The organism is Bifidobacterium sp. ESL1133 (genome assembly GCF_058107325.1).
Window position 1 is genome coordinate 123371 of record NZ_JBYLUI010000002.1, and the last position, 18879, is coordinate 142249.

Annotated in this window: 6 protein-coding genes; all 6 read right to left on the reverse strand. The window is 61.4% G+C overall.

The window, feature by feature from the left end; genetic code table 11:
- Positions 1-68: 68 nt before the first annotated feature.
- The 6 genes from AC3B5A_RS02755 to rpoB all read right to left on the reverse strand — a co-directional run bounded on the left by AC3B5A_RS02755 (position 69) and on the right by rpoB (position 18697).
- Positions 69-1280 carry an MFS transporter gene (locus AC3B5A_RS02755; RefSeq protein ID WP_489798942.1) on the reverse strand — a complete coding sequence of 404 codons (1212 nt, stop codon included), beginning with the start codon at positions 1278-1280 and terminating at the stop codon, positions 69-71.
- A gap of 304 nt (positions 1281-1584) precedes the next feature.
- Positions 1585-2277 carry a GNAT family N-acetyltransferase gene (locus tag AC3B5A_RS02760; RefSeq protein WP_489798672.1) on the reverse strand — a complete coding sequence of 231 codons (693 nt, stop codon included), beginning with the start codon at positions 2275-2277 and terminating at the stop codon, positions 1585-1587.
- 66 nt (positions 2278-2343) lie between these two features.
- The gene (locus tag AC3B5A_RS02765) at positions 2344-6384 is read right to left on the reverse strand and encodes an ATP-dependent DNA helicase (protein ID WP_489798674.1); all 4041 of its coding nucleotides are present in this window, start codon (positions 6382-6384) and stop codon (positions 2344-2346) included.
- Complete coding sequence (locus AC3B5A_RS02770; protein ID WP_489798944.1) at positions 6327-10694, reverse strand: PD-(D/E)XK nuclease family protein; 4368 nt, start codon at positions 10692-10694, stop codon at positions 6327-6329. The genes AC3B5A_RS02765 and AC3B5A_RS02770 overlap by 58 nt, the downstream gene beginning before the upstream one ends.
- Positions 10695-10897: 203 nt before the next feature.
- A complete protein-coding gene (locus tag AC3B5A_RS02775; protein ID WP_489798676.1) occupies positions 10898-15040 on the reverse strand; it encodes a DNA-directed RNA polymerase subunit beta' in 4143 nt (1380 codons plus the stop codon).
- A gap of 90 nt (positions 15041-15130) precedes the next feature.
- Positions 15131-18697 (reverse strand): DNA-directed RNA polymerase subunit beta, encoded by a 3567-nt coding sequence (rpoB, locus tag AC3B5A_RS02780; protein ID WP_489798678.1) that lies wholly within the window; start codon positions 18695-18697, stop codon positions 15131-15133.
- Positions 18698-18879: the final 182 nt, after the last annotated feature.

The following is an 18879-nucleotide window of genomic DNA, read 5'->3' on the forward strand; positions in this document are numbered from 1 at the left end:
TGACGGTCATACGGCTGCCACGCGCCACAGCCCGCCACACCGACTGCACAAGCGCCGCTTGGACTCCCCTAGCGCGTGCGGCGCCGTGCCAGCAACAAGCCGAGTATGGCGAGCAGCATAGCTCCCAGCGTGGTGACGATGGGCATCAGCAGACCGACGTGCGGGCTGTATGCGTCGAGCACCATACCGGCCAGGGTCGATCCGAACGAGCCTCCCACCGAGCCGGCGGTACTGACCCATGAGAGCCCTTCGGTAAGCGAAGAAGAAGGAACGATATCTTTGATGATGAGATTTCCGGTAGCGAATATGGGCGAGACGCACAGACCGGAAAGCACCGAGCACAAGCCGAGCAACAGCAGGTTGTCCATCGACAACCGGCACAGCACATACCCGAGCGAAAGCAGGGCGGTGAACACCACCATGCGTTTCCAGTTGGAGCCTTTGAGCTTGGCGGAACCGAACGCGAACGCGCCGATGCACGAGCCGAGCGCAAACATGGCCAGCTGCAGGCCGAGCAGTTGCTCGCGCCCCATGGCCTTCATCATGGCAGTGACGGAAACGTCGAATTCGTTGAAACTCATGTTGAAAATCACGAACACGGCAAGCAGCGGGATGACGCCGGCATAGCGCAGCACGCTCTTGGGTTTGGCGGTGCCGTGAAGCTGCTCGAGGCTCGGCGCGTCCGAAGTGTCGCTGCACCCCTTCTGGTTGCTGAACTCCGCAGCTCCCCCGGCTGTGCGAGCTTGCACCGATACCGATTCCAACACCGGCGGCTGGGTGTTTTTGAGTGAGAAGAACACCGTTCCCCCGATGGCGCAAGCCACTGCCGGGACGAACAGCTGAGACACCGGGTGCACCGAAGTGGCCAGGAATGCGGCGAGGATGGGGCCGAGAATGAACACCATCTCGTCGATGCCCGATTCCAACGCGTATGCCGCGTTCAACAGCGTTCCGTCCTTCTGCCCGCGTAACGCGTAAGCCCAACGGGTGCGCACCAGAGCGCCAAATGAGAACTGGGTGAATCCCATGAGTATAGCCAGCACGAACAGCACTGCGATCGGCACTTTGGCGAGCGCGGCGAACGAGAAGACCAGCATCATGATCACCGAACCCGCCAATGCCGGACCGCCGACCTTGCGCTGTCCAAACCGGTCAAACAGGCGTGCGTAGAAGGGTGTGACCGCGGCTACGGCAAGAATGTAGACGGCGCTCATGGTCCCTGCGATGGTCCAGTTGTTGTACATGTGGTTGAGCGCCAGTACAATGCCCAGGCTCATCATGGACATGGGCAGGCGTGCCAAGGCTCCGGAAAGGCTGAATGCCTTGACTCCGGGAATGGCGAACAGCCGGGCGTATGGGGACTGCGTTTTAGGCTGCGCAGAGAGGTCCCCGCCCTGCCGCGCGCCGCTGCCGGGTTGCGCGGATGCGCCGGTCTGTAAGGATGACGGTTGTTTGGTTGATGAGTGTGATGGATAATGCTTGCTCATGTGCTGCCTGGTTGTGGGTTGCCTTTCACCCGCTATGTTGACGTATTGTCATCGTCAATGTGATGGTCATTATGGTACCGAAAGCGTTGCCAAACAGTTACTGCTGTGTGGCTTTGGACGAGGGTTGAGAAGGTTGTGCGGCCCGTTGCGGCGTGCCTGCGTACAGGAACCTGCTTTCGACCGGTTTGGACACCTTCTGGGCTGCCGGATCTCCCAGATCCCGCTTGGACAGGCACTGCATGCCATGAACCCGGTAGAAGTCCACGTCGCAGCTGGAATCGGTGTGCAGATAGAATCGTTGCACGTTCGCGCTGTCCATGCCAGACATGGCGCGTCTCCACAAGGTGCCGCCCACACCCTTGCCGCGCGCGGCTTCTGCCACCAGGAACAGCGTGATCTCGGCGCCGGTGGTGTGTTCCGTGTCCGCTTGACGCTCCATGTCTCGCTCAATCTGAAATTCCCGTTCCGCCTCAGCGAGCGAGGCCGCGCCCAGCTTGGTGGCGTTGAGCTGGCTGTCGATCTGTTTCATGGCTTCGCCCACCTGAGGGAACCACGCTCGTCGGCCGCGCATCGCAGTCATCAGCACACCCATGAATTCACCATGCTGATAGGCCACTTCGGCCTGGGACGCATGTTCCAGATAGTGCAGGACGAAGTGAGCCGACAACAGACGCGAGACCTCCGGATCGTCGCCAGCCGCGCTGCACTCGCCCCACATGGCGTCGAACTCGTCGATCACCGCTTCCACGTCGCTCCACACCATGGGTTCGTACAGTATGTTCGTGCTCATCGCTACCTTCTCTTAACCCCTGTCTGACTGCGCTACAGCCAAACCAGTCATTACCGCCACCGGTCTTCAGTCGTTGTCTGAACCATGCACGGTGTCTGGATCCAGCTCGTCCATAATCTCTTGGATGCCCTTGGGCCGGGCATGTATCTCGCGCACCGTCTCGTCAGCTTCACTTACGTAATACAGCGTAGCGTCTATGGAGTCGAGAGACACACCTTCCATCGCGCTCAGCAGAAGACGATACATGTCGAGCTGGGCAAGCTTGCGCGCCGTGTCATCAGGGTCTACGGGTTTACGTCCGGTTTTCCAATCCACTACTGTGAAACGCTTGGACGGGTCATGTTCGTCGAGTCCACCGTAGAACACGGCATCGAGCTTGCCGTTGACGATGATGGGCTCGGTTTCATGCCCTTGATCCCCAGGCAACGCCACTACAATCTGCTGCTCGGCAGCGAAAGGACGACGATGCGCCCAGCGTGACTGTGCCAGACGGCGCTCCCACACAGCCAGATGCTGTTCCTTCCCATGGGTGAGCCGCTCGCCGTCAGCCTCACGCAATGCCAACTCAGCCAGCAATGAGGCACGGCTTTGTGCTGCTGCCCCTCCGGCCAAACCGGTGCCGTCAACTGATGCAAGAGCGTCGGCACCACCTGAGACATCGGCATCGTACGCATTGATAAACGCTTCAGCCCAAGCGTGGAACAAGGTGCCCGCCTCGGCCGCCGGAGAGGAAACCCGCGGAATGGGACGCACCAGGGCGCGCCAGTACTCCCGCGATTCATGCTCGCTCATATGACCGGTACGTGCCTGCAGCGACGTGACATTCTGACGCCGTCCTGCAAGCAGCCGCTCGCCGCGCGCCCGAACACCAGCATCGAAATCCTCCACTTCGTTTTCAGGCATGAGGTCGGGATCATCCAGCAGCATGCGCGCCCGTTCCAGCAACGAATCGGCGGACTGAGACGCTGGAACCCCGATGCCGGCCGCTTCACGCACTTCGTCCGAAGCGTCCTGAAGCATGCGCGCCACCGGTTCGCTCATGGCAGCCGGCCACGGTAACGACGCTTGCTGCCGATGATCCTCGATCACACTGGTCCAGGCTTGCACCACCACCGCCTGGCAGTATTGCTCGGCGTGCTCGCCGACGAAAAGCCCATCGGGAGGAACGGCCCCCAACTCGAGCAACGTACGACCCTCGGCAGGAATGACGCTGGCGTTGGAAGCATCACTGGAGGCAGACGGCCCAGCCTGTTCCACCATGTCTGCGGCGACGCATGCGTCGTCACGTCCCACCAGCGAGTCAAGCATCTCGTCCCAGAAGTTCGACGCCGCTGCCGCACCACGGCCGCTTGCACCCTCCTCAAGGTAGCGTTCTGGCGAGGAACGACGGCTGTAGGTCAGCAACACGTCGTGACGTGCCCGAGTAAGTGCCACATAGGCGAGACGCCGCTCGTCGTTATGCAACCGTCGACCGAATTCCTCAGCGGGAGTGAGCCCTTCCCCTTCTTCGGCCTCGCCTGCCACGTCGTGCACCACATCACGCCGTTGCACTTCGCTCAGCTCATCCACAGCCATATCCGGGATATGCGGCCAAAAAACCGGGAGAATATCAGCATCGACGCGCACCGGTACCGGCACGGCGGCAGGATTGTCCAACCACGTCTTGGATTGTTCGACGTACTGCGGCGGTTCCCACTCCCCCTCGCGCATACCGCCCATATGTTCTTCATCCACCGCAATGGACAAGGAATCCCCTTGGTTGCTGGGAAACCCGTTGCGTTTAAGGCCGACCACAGCCACCGCATCCCATTCCAATCCTTTGGACTGGTGGATGGTCATCAGCACCACATCCGCAGGTCCGCAGGCTGAAGCGGTTGATGCATCGGGAATGGCGCTGAGCGAATCCACCCACCCCACAAAACCGTGCAGGGACGGTGACTGCCCTTCGGCAATCTCGCTGGTATAGGTATCCACCAGCGATGACAGCGCATCGAAAGCCACATGCGCTTGAGCCGGATCGACCGGACCTTGGGGCTCTCGTACCGTCTGCGCCACCACGGTATCGATGTCAAGCTGCAGGGATTCGATGGCCGTGCGCACGATGTGCGGCAGCGGATAGTTGACCACGTTCTGCACCGCTCTCAACACTCGGCCGGCAGCCGAGATGGACGCAATTCCGGATTGCGTGAACCCTGAGGCTTGAGCGAGTATGTCATCCAAACGCTCCTCGGCCAGCACGTCAGCAAGGAACACCATGTTGGGCACATGATCCCTGTGCTGTTTCAATGCCTCTCTGCGCGCGCCGGCATCCATACTGCTCGAGGCGAGCCCCGCCTCCACCAGCGCGCGGAAACGCCGCTCGTCGTTGCGTTTGGAAGTCAGAGCGGCGAGCGCCTTCAAGTCTTGTGCACGCACCCCGAAGCGCGGGGTGGCGAGCAGTCTCATGAGCGCTGCGGAGTCGGTATGGTCGGCAGCGGCATGCAGCAATGACAATACGTCACGCACATCAGGACGTTCCAGCATGGCGGAATATCCCACCATCGATACGCTCAGCCCGGCATGCTCGAGCCCTTCGGCAAAGGCCGGCATGGTGGTTTTGGATCGGAACAGGACAGCCACATGCGGTCGCTCGTCACACTCTGTGCCGTCAGCTTCGTCGGAGTCTGGCGTGTGTCTTGCGATGGCGGCCTTGGCAAATCTTGCCACGGCATCGATCTCCTGCCCCAACGTTTCAAAACCCAGCACACCAAGAGTGCCTTCAGGAGCGGTCTCCAGCGTGGACAACGGTGCCACCTGAACCTCGTTCATGGCAGCACTGCCGGGTTTGGAAGGCCGCAACCGCAAGGGTTTGGTCAGGTTGTTGGCGGCATCGAGCACGACGTGCGCATTACGCCTGGTTACGCTGAGCGGGTAGGGCTGGTAGGTCTCCCCCATGTCAAAATCGTGTATGAACAGCCGAAAGGCTCCGGGGCTGGCACCGCGCCATGCGTAGATGGATTGGAACGGATCGCCTACGGCATTGACCGCTGACTTGCCTGCGGCATAGTTGCGCTCGGCACTTTGGGGATGGAAGATGGCGGCGATGAGTTGAGCTTGAGTGGTGGAGGTGTCTTGGTATTCGTCGAGCAACACGTGGGTGTGCTGGCGGCGCAATCGCTCCCCGATGGAGGGGAACCTGGAGACGAGGGCGTAGGCTGCGACAGTGAAATCGCCAAATTCAGCCATGTTGAGTTGCGTTTTTCGATTCTGATACGCCTGTACGAGGTTGAGCAGCGTCTCTCGTTTGGATGCCACGTTTTTGCCTTGTGCCACGCGGTACCGGGTGCGCTCGTGGCAAAGTCGTTCCCAATCCTTGCGGCGGGACTCGTAGGCTTCGTCGCTCTCCTTTTTGGTACGTTTACGCAGCTTGCCCGGTTTGGGCTCCTGGTCGGGAACGGGTTCATCACCCAGGAATCGGTCGATGACATGCATGAACCCGCGGTCCCAGTCGCGAATGCGCCCGATGGCGTCGGCGACGCTCGTGCAGTCGCCGCCGATCATGGATCCGCTGATGGCCCGGGATAGTTCGAGCACTTGCCCCACCAACGCGCTGAAACTACCGAAGTCTTGCGGGTTGATCTCGCTCATGTGCTCATCCACGACCTGCACCGCCATCTGCCAGGCTCCGGCCTCGCTCAACGGCTGGGTGTTCTGGTCAAAGCCGACAAGCAGACCCCAACGGCGTACGATGGATTGGAAGAACGCGTCGTAGGTGAGCACCTCAGGTTTGAGGAATCGGTTCGCTCCAGCATCATGGTTACTCCCGGCGCCGCTGCTGGACACGGCAGCCGAAACTCGGCCGAGCAGTTCCGATGCCGCCTTTTTGGTGAAAGTCAGGCCCAGTATCTTCTCCTGCGGCACTCCCCGGGAGATGAGATTGATGATGCGCCGTGTCATGGTGTAGGTCTTGCCCGATCCCGCTCCGGCGACCACGAGCATATCCTGCTCGCAGGGGGCGTTGATGACGGCAGCCTGCTCGGGACTGTCGGTGAACGTTGGCTGTGCGTCGCTCACGATGCCCTCCTTGTCTCGAATACGGTGTCCACTTCGCCGGCGCAGGCCGGACATACCGTCAGCATACGGCAGAATTGCACATGGTCGGCTTGCGGACGGGCTTCGATGGTGCTGGAACGCACCGCTGCAGCCGCGTAGAACACGCGCGCGATCATGGTGAGCGCCCACGGCGCCTGGGTGCCACGCAGATTGAGGAAGCCTCGCCAAGCCTGAACCGACACCCCTTGCGGCGGCTCGTCTTCCAGCATGGGTTCATCCAGCAGTTTGCTGGACTTGGGGTAATGGTCACGCGGCGTGAACGGGCTGTCGTTCAAGTGTCCGTCACGCAACAGCGAGGGTTGGAAAGCGCCTTCCGGCGAATAGCTGTGTGCCGGAGCCCAGCTTTCCTGCACGTCGAACAGCATGGACTGCGCCACTCGTATCGTCGCACTTTCCGCACCCGGCGCCAAGTGAGGAGTTTCCCCATTGCCGGAATCAGCAGCCTGCAGAACCACGCGTGTCGCAGAACCGTCACCCTGGTCAGCCTGCACCCCATGCTGTGGATCCTGGAATGCCAAACCCAGCTGGTAGCAGACCAGCTGCAAGTCGTTGCCCATCTGCCTCACGCTGTGCTTGTGCCCGGTTTTATAGTCGATGACGCGCACCGTCTGTTCACCGTTTGGCCTTGACCTCCATTCCACTCGGTCTATCGATCCGGCCAAGCGCACGCTCAGTTCTTCATGCATGCCTTCAGGCCAGCCTCCCACCAGTGCTCCCATGATGGCGGCAAGTTCGGTGCGGTTCAGCGTTTCCACATTGGGAACGCTGTTGTATAACGGCAGGATGTCGTCAAGCGATAGCGTGGCGGCGAACGGCATCTCGCAACGCGCACGGTTCAGCTTGCCCGCCTCGAAGCGTGCACCGTTGGCTCCCAAATATTCCGGTTCGTTCGACATGACGAAATAGGTGGCGATGTTGCGCAGGGTTTGTTCGGCTGCATCATCCTTGACCATGGCCTGATATCGGCTTGCGGGATCGGCGATGAGCGAGGGGTCGGACCGCAGCGCGAGGTACATGCTCATCATGCGCTCATGCACTGTCTCCACACGCAGTTCGCAAGCACTTCCCTCCATAAAATCGGCGGCATCCAGCCCTTCATTGCTGGCCTGCTCGGCCACCGCGTGGATAATCGAGCCGAAGCTGGTGGCAGGATTGGACGACCGGGGGCCGGCGAACTGGTTTTCAAGCAACCAGCACACCGGACACCCCCAGATACTGTCCACTTGAGAAGGCGACAACTGTACCGGCGTCTTGGATGACTCTTGTCTCTCGGCAGACTTGCTGCCTGCTGCGGCACTGCCGGCATGGCGATTCAGATATGCCCATGACTGCGGATCAGCTGCGGTCACGCCTCGGCTGGAAAGCAACGCCAACGCGTATGCCGCGTCGGTGCCAGCAGCGGCACGCCCGACAGGCTCCTGCTGCGCAATCGTGCCGGTGGCAGCAGCATCCACCGGCGTGGCGACCGGAACCACAGGCACCGATGCACAGTCCGCTGCCGGTGCCGGTGCCGAAGCGGTAAGCAATGCGGACAGGTTGGTATGGTTACGAGCCAACTCCACACGACCGGCGGCCACCAACCCTCTCGGATCGGCATCGAGGCCAGCGAACCTGCCGGCACTCGCTGCCGTGGTATACGCTCTGGTCTTGGCGTCGGCGTCACGATTGCGGTCAAACCGTTCCGGCAGATAATCGTAGAGAAAATCCGAGGGAACCATCTCATCGTTGAGCACGGCGCTGAGGCTCACATCCGAGCTGGCTCTGCTCAGCGACACCAGCAGGCTTTTCTGTTCCGAAGCGAGCACACGCAGCAGCTCAGGGTCTCGACCGGTCACCTGCTGCTGCCATGCACTGCTCAGACTGCCATGCAGTACCATGTTGGCCAGTTCCTCGCCGCCAAACAACGTGTTTCGTGGAGCCAGATTCGGCCATACGCCTTGTTGCATCTGCACCATCCACACATGCGGCCAATGGCGGCCCGCCACACCGGCCGGCGTGGCAAGTGTCACCGCTTGATCTACAGGAGCCACTTTGGCAAGCGAATCGGCCTCGATGCGCATGGCACGCACCGCAGCAATGAAGTCAGGCACGCTTTGATTCGCACCGCTGCCCGAAGCATAGTCGAACAGCCTCATCACAGTGTCAAGGCGATCGTTGGCCACGCGCCCCGCGGCACGGCGCCCCAGTGCGATGCGCTGCCACCTGCCGGCCACACCGCACGCATCCCAGGCCACACCCAAGGCGTACTCAGGAGTGTTTTCCGGCAGGGCGGCGAGCTTGTGCGCCACCGTGCCCACCACACGCCACATGTGTTCGAACGCGCCGACATGCGTGTTTCCCGCTCCCACTGCATGAACAGCTTCCAGCACCTCGTCCTCATGCTGCCCCAAGGCAAGCATGACATACATGGCATCCGTACAGAACGCCATTCCTTCGTCCGTCTCGTTTACACCGGTGCCGTCCACCACAGTGCCATTCACCACACTGTCGTCTACGTGTATGGAGGTCGCCTCATCATGCTCCGTCACACTCTCGCGTATTCGTTCCCAATCCGTTATCAAACGCGGCAACGAAGCGTTGATATCCTCCCCATGTTCCGCATTTGCCTCCTGACCGGTTTCATCAACGTCCCGCGCCTTGGTGTCGCCGGAGCGCAAGACCTGCGCCAACGATTCCAGGGCGCGCATCGCCGATTCCACCGGTGCCAGCCGTGCGGGAAGGGAGGGAGTCGAGTCTGCGTGTTGCGTTCCGGCTCCTTCCATAAGCGGGCTTTCCAACAGCGTCTCCACTCGAGCACGCACCGAGCGCGCACCGCGCCGCAAGTCACGCATGGTACCTGCGCGACGCATGTCGGCAAGTTCCAGCAGCGCGAACAGCCCCTGCACCACCGCTTCGTCCTTCAACGGCTTGGTGACCGCAGAATAGCGAACCGGCACACCGTCTTGTCGCAGCCGTTCCCCGAACGCACGAACCGTGGCATTGTCATGGGCGATGACCACCATACTGTTCCATGATGAATCGGCACCGCCATCCATATGCCGCCGCTTGATGCGCCACACCACATCATCCATCTCTTCTCTGGCGGAACGGTAGAGAGCCGAGCCTACGCTGCTTGACGCACCGGCAGATGCCGCTTCCTCGTCGACCGGCGCAATGGGCAGACTGCCCTCAAGCCTTGGTAATTTACCGGGACGTTGCGGCAATGGTGTGGATTCGTCTTCGCTGCTGGAAATGGACAATGACACGCGAGAGGCCACCACATCGCGATAGGTGGACGACGTTCCCCTGTTCAGGCCGTCCAATATCAGCGGTTTCGCTCCAATTGGATCTTGCTGCGCCCGTGCAAACAAGTATTCAGGGTATGCGCCTCTGAACGTCTGCACCGCCTCGTCGGGATTGCCCACCAACACCAGCTTCACGCCGCTCGCAGCCAAGGTCTCCAGAAACGAGAACCCTGCAAGGGTCATATCTTGAGCGTCATCGACCACCAGCAGACCGGGCAGCAGCGCTGCGTCAGCGTGTTGTACCGCCTGCGCACCCTCCACGAGCAGCCGTGAGGCGTCCAGACGAAACTCCCCCTCATACTCTTGCACCACCATCTGCGCATATTCCTCGCGCAGTGCGAATGCCAAACGCCATTGCACATCGAGCCGTTCGGTGCGCACACTGTGTTCCTCAGCCTCTCCGAGCGCGGCAATCACCGAGGCTTCACGATCACGGTCCACTCCCAGTTCATCCACGCGAGCCAGCATATCGCGCAATTGCATGACGAACGCGTCATCAATGCCGCGTGCGAACAACGCATCGCTGGAACCCACCCCTTGGGAAACGGTCCGTGCAGGCGGCTCGGCGGCATCGGCCACTACCATGCCGGCCCAGTCAGACGTGGCGAAGTAGCTGCGCAGCAGCATGCAGGTGCTGCATAGCTCCCCCGCTTGCGCGTGCCTCACGTGCACTGCCACCACAGTTTTGAGCATGGCGTCCTGCTCGGCGCCGTTGAGCAGTTTTGGCAGCGGACGTTGATCTTGTGCACACACACCAGTGAGCACACGGAACGCCACCGCGGACAGTGTGGTTACCGGCCTGGCGGTAGATACGGCACCCCGCCGCACGATGACCTCGTCGGAGAGCTCATCGGCGATTTTCCTGTCCGACACCGTCATCACAGCATCGCCGAATGCTCCCCCAGACCGTTCTGCCGGCTCGTTGACATCCCATGCCGCCAGCAGTGCGTCCAAAGCGAATCGCGTTTTGCCTGCTCCCGGAGCCCCGACCACAAGCAACGCCGCTTCGTCACCGTTCAACAGCGCCCGCACCTCGTGCACCGCCTGAGCGGCATCAACATGCTCCGACTTGCTGTGCCGCCGCTCATGCGCATCGTCTGCCGTTTCCTGCCGTGTACTCGCTGCCATACGTTCAGTCTACGATTCACCATGCCCGCTCACTGCCGGCGCAAACGCGAGAAGGCCCCGACGAAACATTCCGTCGGGGCCTTCAACAACCGCTGTTACGGTTTCACGCGACTATCTCACGCGTTGGTATCGCCTTGAGCGTCCATACCTGGCATGTCGCCCAAGCCGTTCATCGGCATGGTGCCGAACGGCGAATCCGCGCCGAACTGGGAACCTAGTCCCATGCTGGTGTCACCCAAAGCATCTCCTGTGTTGAAGTCGTCCAAGTCGCCCTGTCCGCCTTGGTCATCGAGGAAATCGTCGGGGTTGAAGTCGTCGCCCAGGTTCAGGTCACCGAAGTCGATGGTGGAGAAGTCCACATCGCCGGAGCCGCCTTCTGCGAAGCCGCCGTCGCCGTCGCCGCCCAGACCGAAGTTCGGGTAGATGGTGTCGCGAATCGCCTTGTCGGGCTCCACCTTGGCGTTGCGGTAGCGCGCCAAACCAGTACCGGCAGGGATGAGCTTGCCAATGATGACGTTCTCCTTCAAGCCCTTGAGCTCGTCGGACTTCTGCTCCAGCGCCGCTTCGGTAAGCACGCGCGTGGTCTCCTGGAAGGACGCCGCAGAGAGCCAAGAGTCGGTAGCCAGCGAAGCCTTGGTGATGCCCAAAAGTTCGGGACGACCTGCCGCAGGCTTGCCACTGGACTGCACGGATGCCATGTTCGCTTCCTTGAAGCGCGCCTGATCCACCAGTTCACCGGGCAGCAGCGTGGTGTCGCCGGAATCGATGACAGTGACGCGGCGCAGCATCTGGTGCACGATGACCTCGATGTGCTTGTCGTGGATATCCACACCCTGGGAGCGGTACACGTCGTGCACGCCCTCCACGATGGCGACCTGTGCGGCACGGGGACCGAGAATGCGCAGGATCTTCTTGGGATCCACGGAGCCCTCGATGAGCTGCGTGCCGGGCTCGACATGCTGTCCGTCCTGCACCATCAGCGGAGCGCGACGAGTCACCGGGTAGGTGATCGGCTCCACGTTGGCGTCGTCGGGATTGAGCGTGACCTGACGGCCGTGATCGGTGTCCTCCACCTTCACGGTGCCGGCAAACTCGGAGATCGGAGCCTCACCCTTAGGTGTACGAGCCTCGAACAACTCGGTGACACGAGGCAGACCCTGGGTGATATCGGATGCCGAAGCCACACCGCCGGAGTGGAAGGAACGAAGCGTCAGCTGGGTACCAGGCTCGCCGATGGACTGGGCCGCCACGATGCCGACGGCCTCACCGACGTCCACCAAGTGGTTGGTGGCCAGCGACCAGCCGTAGCACTTGGCGCACACGCCGCGCTTGGACTCGCAGGTGAGCACGGAACGAGCCATGACTTCTTCGACCCCGTGAGCCACCATATCGTTCAGAGCGTCCATTGACAAGGCGTCGCCGCGCTGATAGAGCACGGTCTCGCCGTCGGCAGGATCGATGACGTCCTTGGCCAGCAAGCGGGAGTACGGGCCACCGTCGGCGGCCTTGATGAGCTGCAGGTTGCCCTCGTCATCGCGTTCCGCGATCTTGAGCGGCAGGCCATGCTTGGTACCGCAATCCTCTTCGCGCACGATGACGTCCTGAGAGACGTCCACCAGACGACGGGTGAGGTAGCCGGACTCTGCAGTACGCAGTGCCGTATCCGCCAGACCCTTGCGGGCACCGTGCTGGGAGATGAAGTACTCCAGCACCGACAGGCCTTCACGGTAGTTGGACTTGACCGGTCGAGGAATAATCTCGCCCTTCGGGTTGGCCACCAGGCCTCGCATGCCGGAGATCTGGCGAATCTGCATCCAGTTGCCTCGAGCTCCGGACTGCACCATGATGTTCACGTTGTTGTTGTCCGTGAAGTTGTCGCGCATCTTGTCGGCGACCTTGTCGGTGCACTCGGTCCACAGGTTGATGAGCTCCTGACGGCGCTCCTCCTCCGTAAGCAGACCCATGTCGTACTGGTCGTTGACCTTGTCGGCCTGCGCCTCGTACTCGTCGATGATGTCCAAGCGTTCCTTGGGCTCCATGATGTCGGAGAACGACATGGTCACGCCCGACCAAGGTGCCCGGGTGAAGCCCAGATCCTTGAGCGCGTCGAGTGTGGCGGCAACCTGTGCGGTGGAATAGCGGGTGGCGATGTCGTCAACGATGTTGGACAGCTTGCCCTTGGCTACCTTTTCGGTGACGAACGGGTAGTCGGTGGGCAGGGTGCCGTTGAATTCCAGCTGACCGTACGAGGTGGCGAAGAGCACCGAACCGTCGGCGAAACGCTCTTCCTTCACCGTCTTGGCAGCACCGTCCTGCGGATCGGCCACCTCGATCTCGCTCGGCTCCCAGTCGGTCGGCAGCACGAAGTCCTGAGGCAAGCGCACCAGCACCTTGGCCTGCACGTCCACGTCGTGACGATCCACAGCCATGCGCAGCTCCTCGACGGAACCGAGCACGCGGCCTTGACCCTTGGCACCGTCGATGACGGTGGACAAGTAGTACAGACCCAGAATCATATCCTGAGAAGGCATGGTGACGGTGTGACCGTCAGCGGGCTTCAAGATGTTGTCGGAAGCCATCATCAGCGAGCGTGCCTCGGCCTGCGCCTCGACGCTCAGCGGAAGGTGGACTGCCATCTGATCGCCGTCGAAATCGGCGTTGAAGGCGGCGCATGCCAGCGGCGGCAGGTGGATGGCCTTGCCTTCCACCAGAATCGGCTCGAACGCCTGGATACCCAGACGGTGCAGCGTAGGTGCACGGTTGAGCAGCACCGGGTGCTCGGCGATGACGTCCTCGAGCACGTCCCACACCGAACCGTCAGCGCGATCCACGAGACGCTTGGCGCTCTTCATGTTCTGCGCATAGTTCTCGTCCACCAAACGCTTGATGACGAAGGGCTTGAACAGCTCCAGAGCCATGGGCTTGGGCAGACCGCACTGGTGCATACGCAGTTCAGGACCGACCACGATCACGGAACGACCGGAGTAATCCACGCGCTTACCGAGCAGGTTCTGACGGAAACGACCCTGCTTGCCCTTGAGCATGTCGGACAAGGACTTGAGCGGGCGGTTGGAGGCACCGGTGACGGGGCGACCACGACGACCGTTGTCGAAGAGCGAATCGACTGCCTCCTGGAGCATGCGCTTCTCGTTGTTGAGCATGATCTCGGGGGCACCGAGCTCAATGAGGCGCTTCAAACGGTTGTTACGGTTGATGACGCGACGATACAGGTCGTTGAGATCGGAGGTGGCGAAACGGCCGCCGTCCAACTGCACCATCGGGCGCAGATCCGGCGGAATGACCGGAATGGCGTCAAGCACCATGGCCTCGGGCTTGTTGCTCGTGGACAGGAAGGCGTTGACTACCTTCAGGCGCTTCAGGGCGCGCGCCTTGCGCTGGCCCGAACCATTGTCGATCTCTTCGCGAAGCTGCTTGGCTGCGGCCTCGAGGTCGAAGTCCTGCAGGCGCTTCTTGATGGCCTCGGCACCCATGGAACCGGTGAAGTAGTCGCCGTAGCGATCCTGCATCTCCTGCCAGAGATCCACATCGCCTTCCATATCGCCGGCCTTGAGCGTCTTGAAACGGTCGAATACGGCGTTCAGACGCTGCACCTGGTTGTCGTAGCGCTCGCGAATAGCCTTCATCTCGCGCTCGGCGGAGTTGCGCAGCTTGGCCTTGGCGCTGCCCTTGGCTTCACCTTCGGACTCAAGCTCGGCCATGTCGGACTCGACCTTCTTGGCGCGCTCTTCGATCTCGTTGTCACGACGACGCAGGATGTTGGCGATTTCGGTGTCGAACTCGTCCTGCAGGTCGGGCATGTCTTGGTGACGCTGCTCCTCGTTGACTCCGGTGACCATGTAGGCGGCGAAGTAGATGACCTTCTCCAAGTCCTTGGGAGCAATGTCGAGCAAGTAACCAAGACGGCTCGGCACACCCTTGAAGAACCAGATGTGGGTGACGGGGGCGGCCAGCTCGATGTGGCCCATACGCTCACGGCGTACGCGCGAGCGTGTGACTTCCACACCGCAGCGTTCGCACACGATGCCCTTGAAGCGCACGCGCTTGTACTTGCCGCAGGCGCACTCCCAGTCGCGGGTGGGTCCGAAGATCTGCTCGCCGAAAAGGCCGTCCTTCTCGGGTTTCAGGGTACGGTAATTAATGGTTTCCGGCTTCTTGACCTCGCCGAAGCTCCAGTTGTGAATGTCCTCGGTGGTGGCCAATCCGATTCTCAATTTGTCAAATGCGTTGACGTCCAGCACTCTTGTGTCCTGTCTATGAATTGATACGTGTTTCGTTGTCTATTCGAAAGTCCGCCGGCACCGCCCTAGCAGTGCCGGCCGGTAATCGGGTTACTGGTATTCCGGCTGAGGCGCGACCTGATCCTCCTTGGCGGAGGTGTCCGGGCGGGCGCCGATGTTGAAGCCGAGATCTTCGGAGGCCGACGAGGGGTCGTCGTCACTGTCCTTCATGTCGATGGCCACGCCTTCGGCGTTGAGCACCTCGACGTTCAGCGACAGCGACTGCATTTCCTTCAACAGCACCTTGAACGACTCAGGGATGCCTGCCGGCGGCAGGTTATCGCCCTTGACGATGGCGCCGTAAGCACGCACGCGACCGTCCACGTCGTCGGACTTGGTGGTCATCATCTCGTGCAGCGTGTAGGAGGCACCGTAGGCTTCAAGTGCCCACACCTCCATCTCGCCGAAGCGCTGGCCGCCGAACTGAGCCTTGCCGCCCAGCGGCTGCTGGGTGATCATGGAGTACGGACCGGTGGAACGAGCGTGAATCTTGTCGTCCACCAAGTGGTGCAGCTTGAGCATGTACATGTAGCCCACGGAAATCGGCTTGGGGAACGGCTCTCCGGTGCGGCCGTCGAAGAGCTGCGCCTTGCCGTCCTCGCCCACGAGCTTGTCGCCGTCGGCGTTGGGCAGCGTGGACTTGAGCAGTCCCTGAATCACGTCGGGACGCACACCGTCGAAGACGGGAGTGGCCACCGGAGTGCCCGGCTCGCCGGACTCGGCGCCTTGCGGTACGTGCTTCTTCCACTCGGCCTCAAGGTCTGGATCGAGCTGGATATTCCAGCCTGCGTGGGCGATCCAGCCCAAGTGCAGCTCGAGCACCTGTCCCAGGTTCATTCGGCTCGGCACGCCCAAGGGGTTGAGCATGATGTCGACCGGGGTGCCGTCCGCCATGAACGGCATATCCTCTTCGGGCAGGATGCGCGAGATGCAGCCCTTGTTGCCGTGACGGCCGGAAAGCTTGTCGCCCACCGTGATCTTACGGTGCTGGGCGATGTAGACGCGAATCATCTGGTTGACACCGCTGGGCAGCTCGTCGCCGTCCTCCTCGGCATCCTCACGAGTCACTTCCTTGATGGAGATGACCGTGCCGGACTCGCCGTGAGGCACACGCAGAGAGGTGTCGCGCACCTCGCGGCTCTTCTCGCCGAAGATGGCGCGCAGCAGGCGCTCCTCTGGGGTCAGCTCGGTCTCGCCCTTCGGGGTTACCTTGCCAACCAGAATGTCTCCGGCCTCTACCTCGGCGCCGATGCGGATGATGCCGCGATCGTCGAGGTTCGCCACCGCGTCCTCGCCCACGTTGGGCAGGTCGCGAGTGATCTCCTCAGGCCCGAGCTTGGTGTCACGGGAGTCAATCTCGTATTCCTCGATGTGGATCGAGGAGAGCGTATCGTCCTGCACGAGACGCTGGGAGATAATCACGGCGTCCTCGTAGTTGTAGCCATTCCAAGGCATGAAGGCGACCAGCGCATTCTTGCCCAAGGCGAGCTCACCCTTCTCGGTGGCCGGGCCATCAGCCAGCACCGTGCCGACCTCAACACGTTCGCCGTCCTTGATGAGCGGCACCTGGTTGTAGGAGGTGGTCTGGTTGGAACGCTGGAACTTCTCCAGCTTGTAGCTCGAGGTGGTGCCGTCGTCGTTCATCACACGGATGATGTCGGCGGAAACATAGGTGACCACGCCAGCCTTCTCGGCCAGAATCGTGTCGCCGGAATCCACTGCGGTACGCCATTCGGCACCGGTACCCACCAAGGGGCGCTCGGACTTGACGAGCGGCACGGCCTGACGCTGCATGTTGGTACCCATGAGCGCTCGGTGTCCCTCGTCGTGCTCAAGGAACGGAATGAGCGAAGCACCCACGGAAACCATCTGACGCGGGGAAACGTCCATGTAGTCCACGGAGCTGATCGGCACATCGACCGCTTCTTCGGTGGCGGAACGCACCAGGGCGGTCTTATCCACGAAGTTGCCGTTCTCGTCCAGCTCCTGGTTGGACTGAGCGATGACGTGCTCAGACTCACGGTCGGCGGTCATGTACTCAATCTCGTCGGTGACGTGGCCGTCAACGACCTTGCGGTACGGGGTCTCGATGAAGCCGAACGGGTTGACACGGCCGAACGTTGCCAGCGAGCCGATGAGGCCGATGTTCGGGCCTTCAGGAGACTCGATGGGGCACATACGTCCGAAGTGGGAGGGGTGCACGTCTCGCACTTCCATGGAGGCACGGTCACGCGACAGGCCGCCGGGGCCCAGAGCGGAGAGACGGCGCTTGTTGGTCACACCGGACAGCGGGTTGTTCTGATCCATGAACTGGCTGAGCTGAGAGGTGCCGAAGAACTCCTTGATGGTGGCGTTCACCGGGCGGATGTTAATCAGCGACTGCGGTGTGATGGCCTCGGCGTCCTGAGTGGTCATGCGCTCGCGCACCACACGCTCCATACGGCTCAGGCCGGTGCGCAGCTGGTTCTGCACCAGTTCGCCCACCTGGCGGATGCGGCGGTTGCCGAAGTGATCGATATCGTCCACTTCCACGCGCAGATCCACGTCTTCGCCATCGCGCTTGCCCGGGAAGGTCTTGTCGCCGGCGTGCAAAGCCACCAAGTACTTGATGGTGGCAACGATGTCGTCTTGGCTCAGGGAACGGTCAGCTCCCTCAGTTTCCAGACCCAACTTGCGGCTGATCTTGTAACGGCCCACGCGCGCCAAGTCATAACGCTTGGTGTTGAAGTAGAAGGAGTCGAGCAGCTGACGGCCGGCCTCTGCAGTCGGAGTGTCCGCAGGGCGAATCTTGCGGTACAGGTCAACAAGAGCCTCGTCCTGAGTTTCGATGGGCTCCTTCTCGAGCGCATCAAGCACCAGCGGGTAGTCCTTGAACGCCTTCTTGATCTCAGGCTTGGTCATGCCGATGGCCATGAGGAAGACAATGGCGGACTGCTTGCGCTTGCGATCCACGCGCACGCCGAGCACGTCGCGCTTGTCGATCTCGAACTCAAGCCAGGCACCACGGCTTGGGATAATCTTCGCGCCGAAGACTTCCTTGTCGGACGTACGGTCGGCCTCGCGGCTGAAGTAGACGCCCGGGGAACGCACGAGCTGCGAGACGATGACGCGCTCGGTGCCGCCGATGATGAAGGTTCCGTGAGGGGTTTGCAGAGGGAAGTCGCCCATGAAGACGGTCTGGCTCTTGATCTCGCCAGTCTCACCGTTCTCGAACTCAGCGTTGACATAGAGCGGAGCGGAGTAGGTGTAGTCCTTCTCCTTGCACTCCTGCACCGTGTGGCGCGGCTCCTCGAAGTACGGCTCCGAGAAGGTCAGGCTCATGGTCTGCGCAAAGTTCTCAATCGGGGAAATCTCCTCGAAGACCTCGTCGAGGCCGGAGGTGTGCGCCACCACGTTGGTGCCGTCCTTCAAATCCTTCTCCACGCGCTTCTTCCAGCGCTCGTTGCCGACGAGCCAGTCGAAGCTGTCGGTCTGAACCCCGAGGAGGTAGGGCGGGTCGATGGGCTCTTTGATGGAGCCGAAGTTCACACGGTCCGAGGCCAGGTGCGCGGCGATGTCCTTCTCGTCGGCGCGTGCGATGACTTGTGTGGTGTTCGTCTTGAGCTTCTGTTCAGCCAAAATGGACGTTCCTTATCGCTTGCTTGAATCAAATCAATTCTTGCGCGAAAGGCCTGCACAACCGCGAGATTCTGCGGGCCTTTCGCATGTGCAGCATGCCCGCAATATGACACACCCCATGTATCGCGACAGTTTACCCATCCGGCTTGACAAAGGCGCGAAGTTGGTATAAGCGCTAATCC

Excerpts from the sequence above, each read along its gene's own strand:
- AC3B5A_RS02755 (WP_489798942.1), bottom strand. The coding sequence starts at position 1,280 with ATGATGAGCCTGGGCATTGTACTGGCGCTCAACCACATGTACAACAAC.
- AC3B5A_RS02760 (WP_489798672.1), bottom strand. The coding sequence starts at position 2,277 with ATGAGCACGAACATACTGTACGAACCCATGGTGTGGAGCGACGTGGAA.
- AC3B5A_RS02765 (WP_489798674.1), bottom strand. The coding sequence starts at position 6,384 with ATGTCCGGCCTGCGCCGGCGAAGTGGACACCGTATTCGAGACAAGGAG.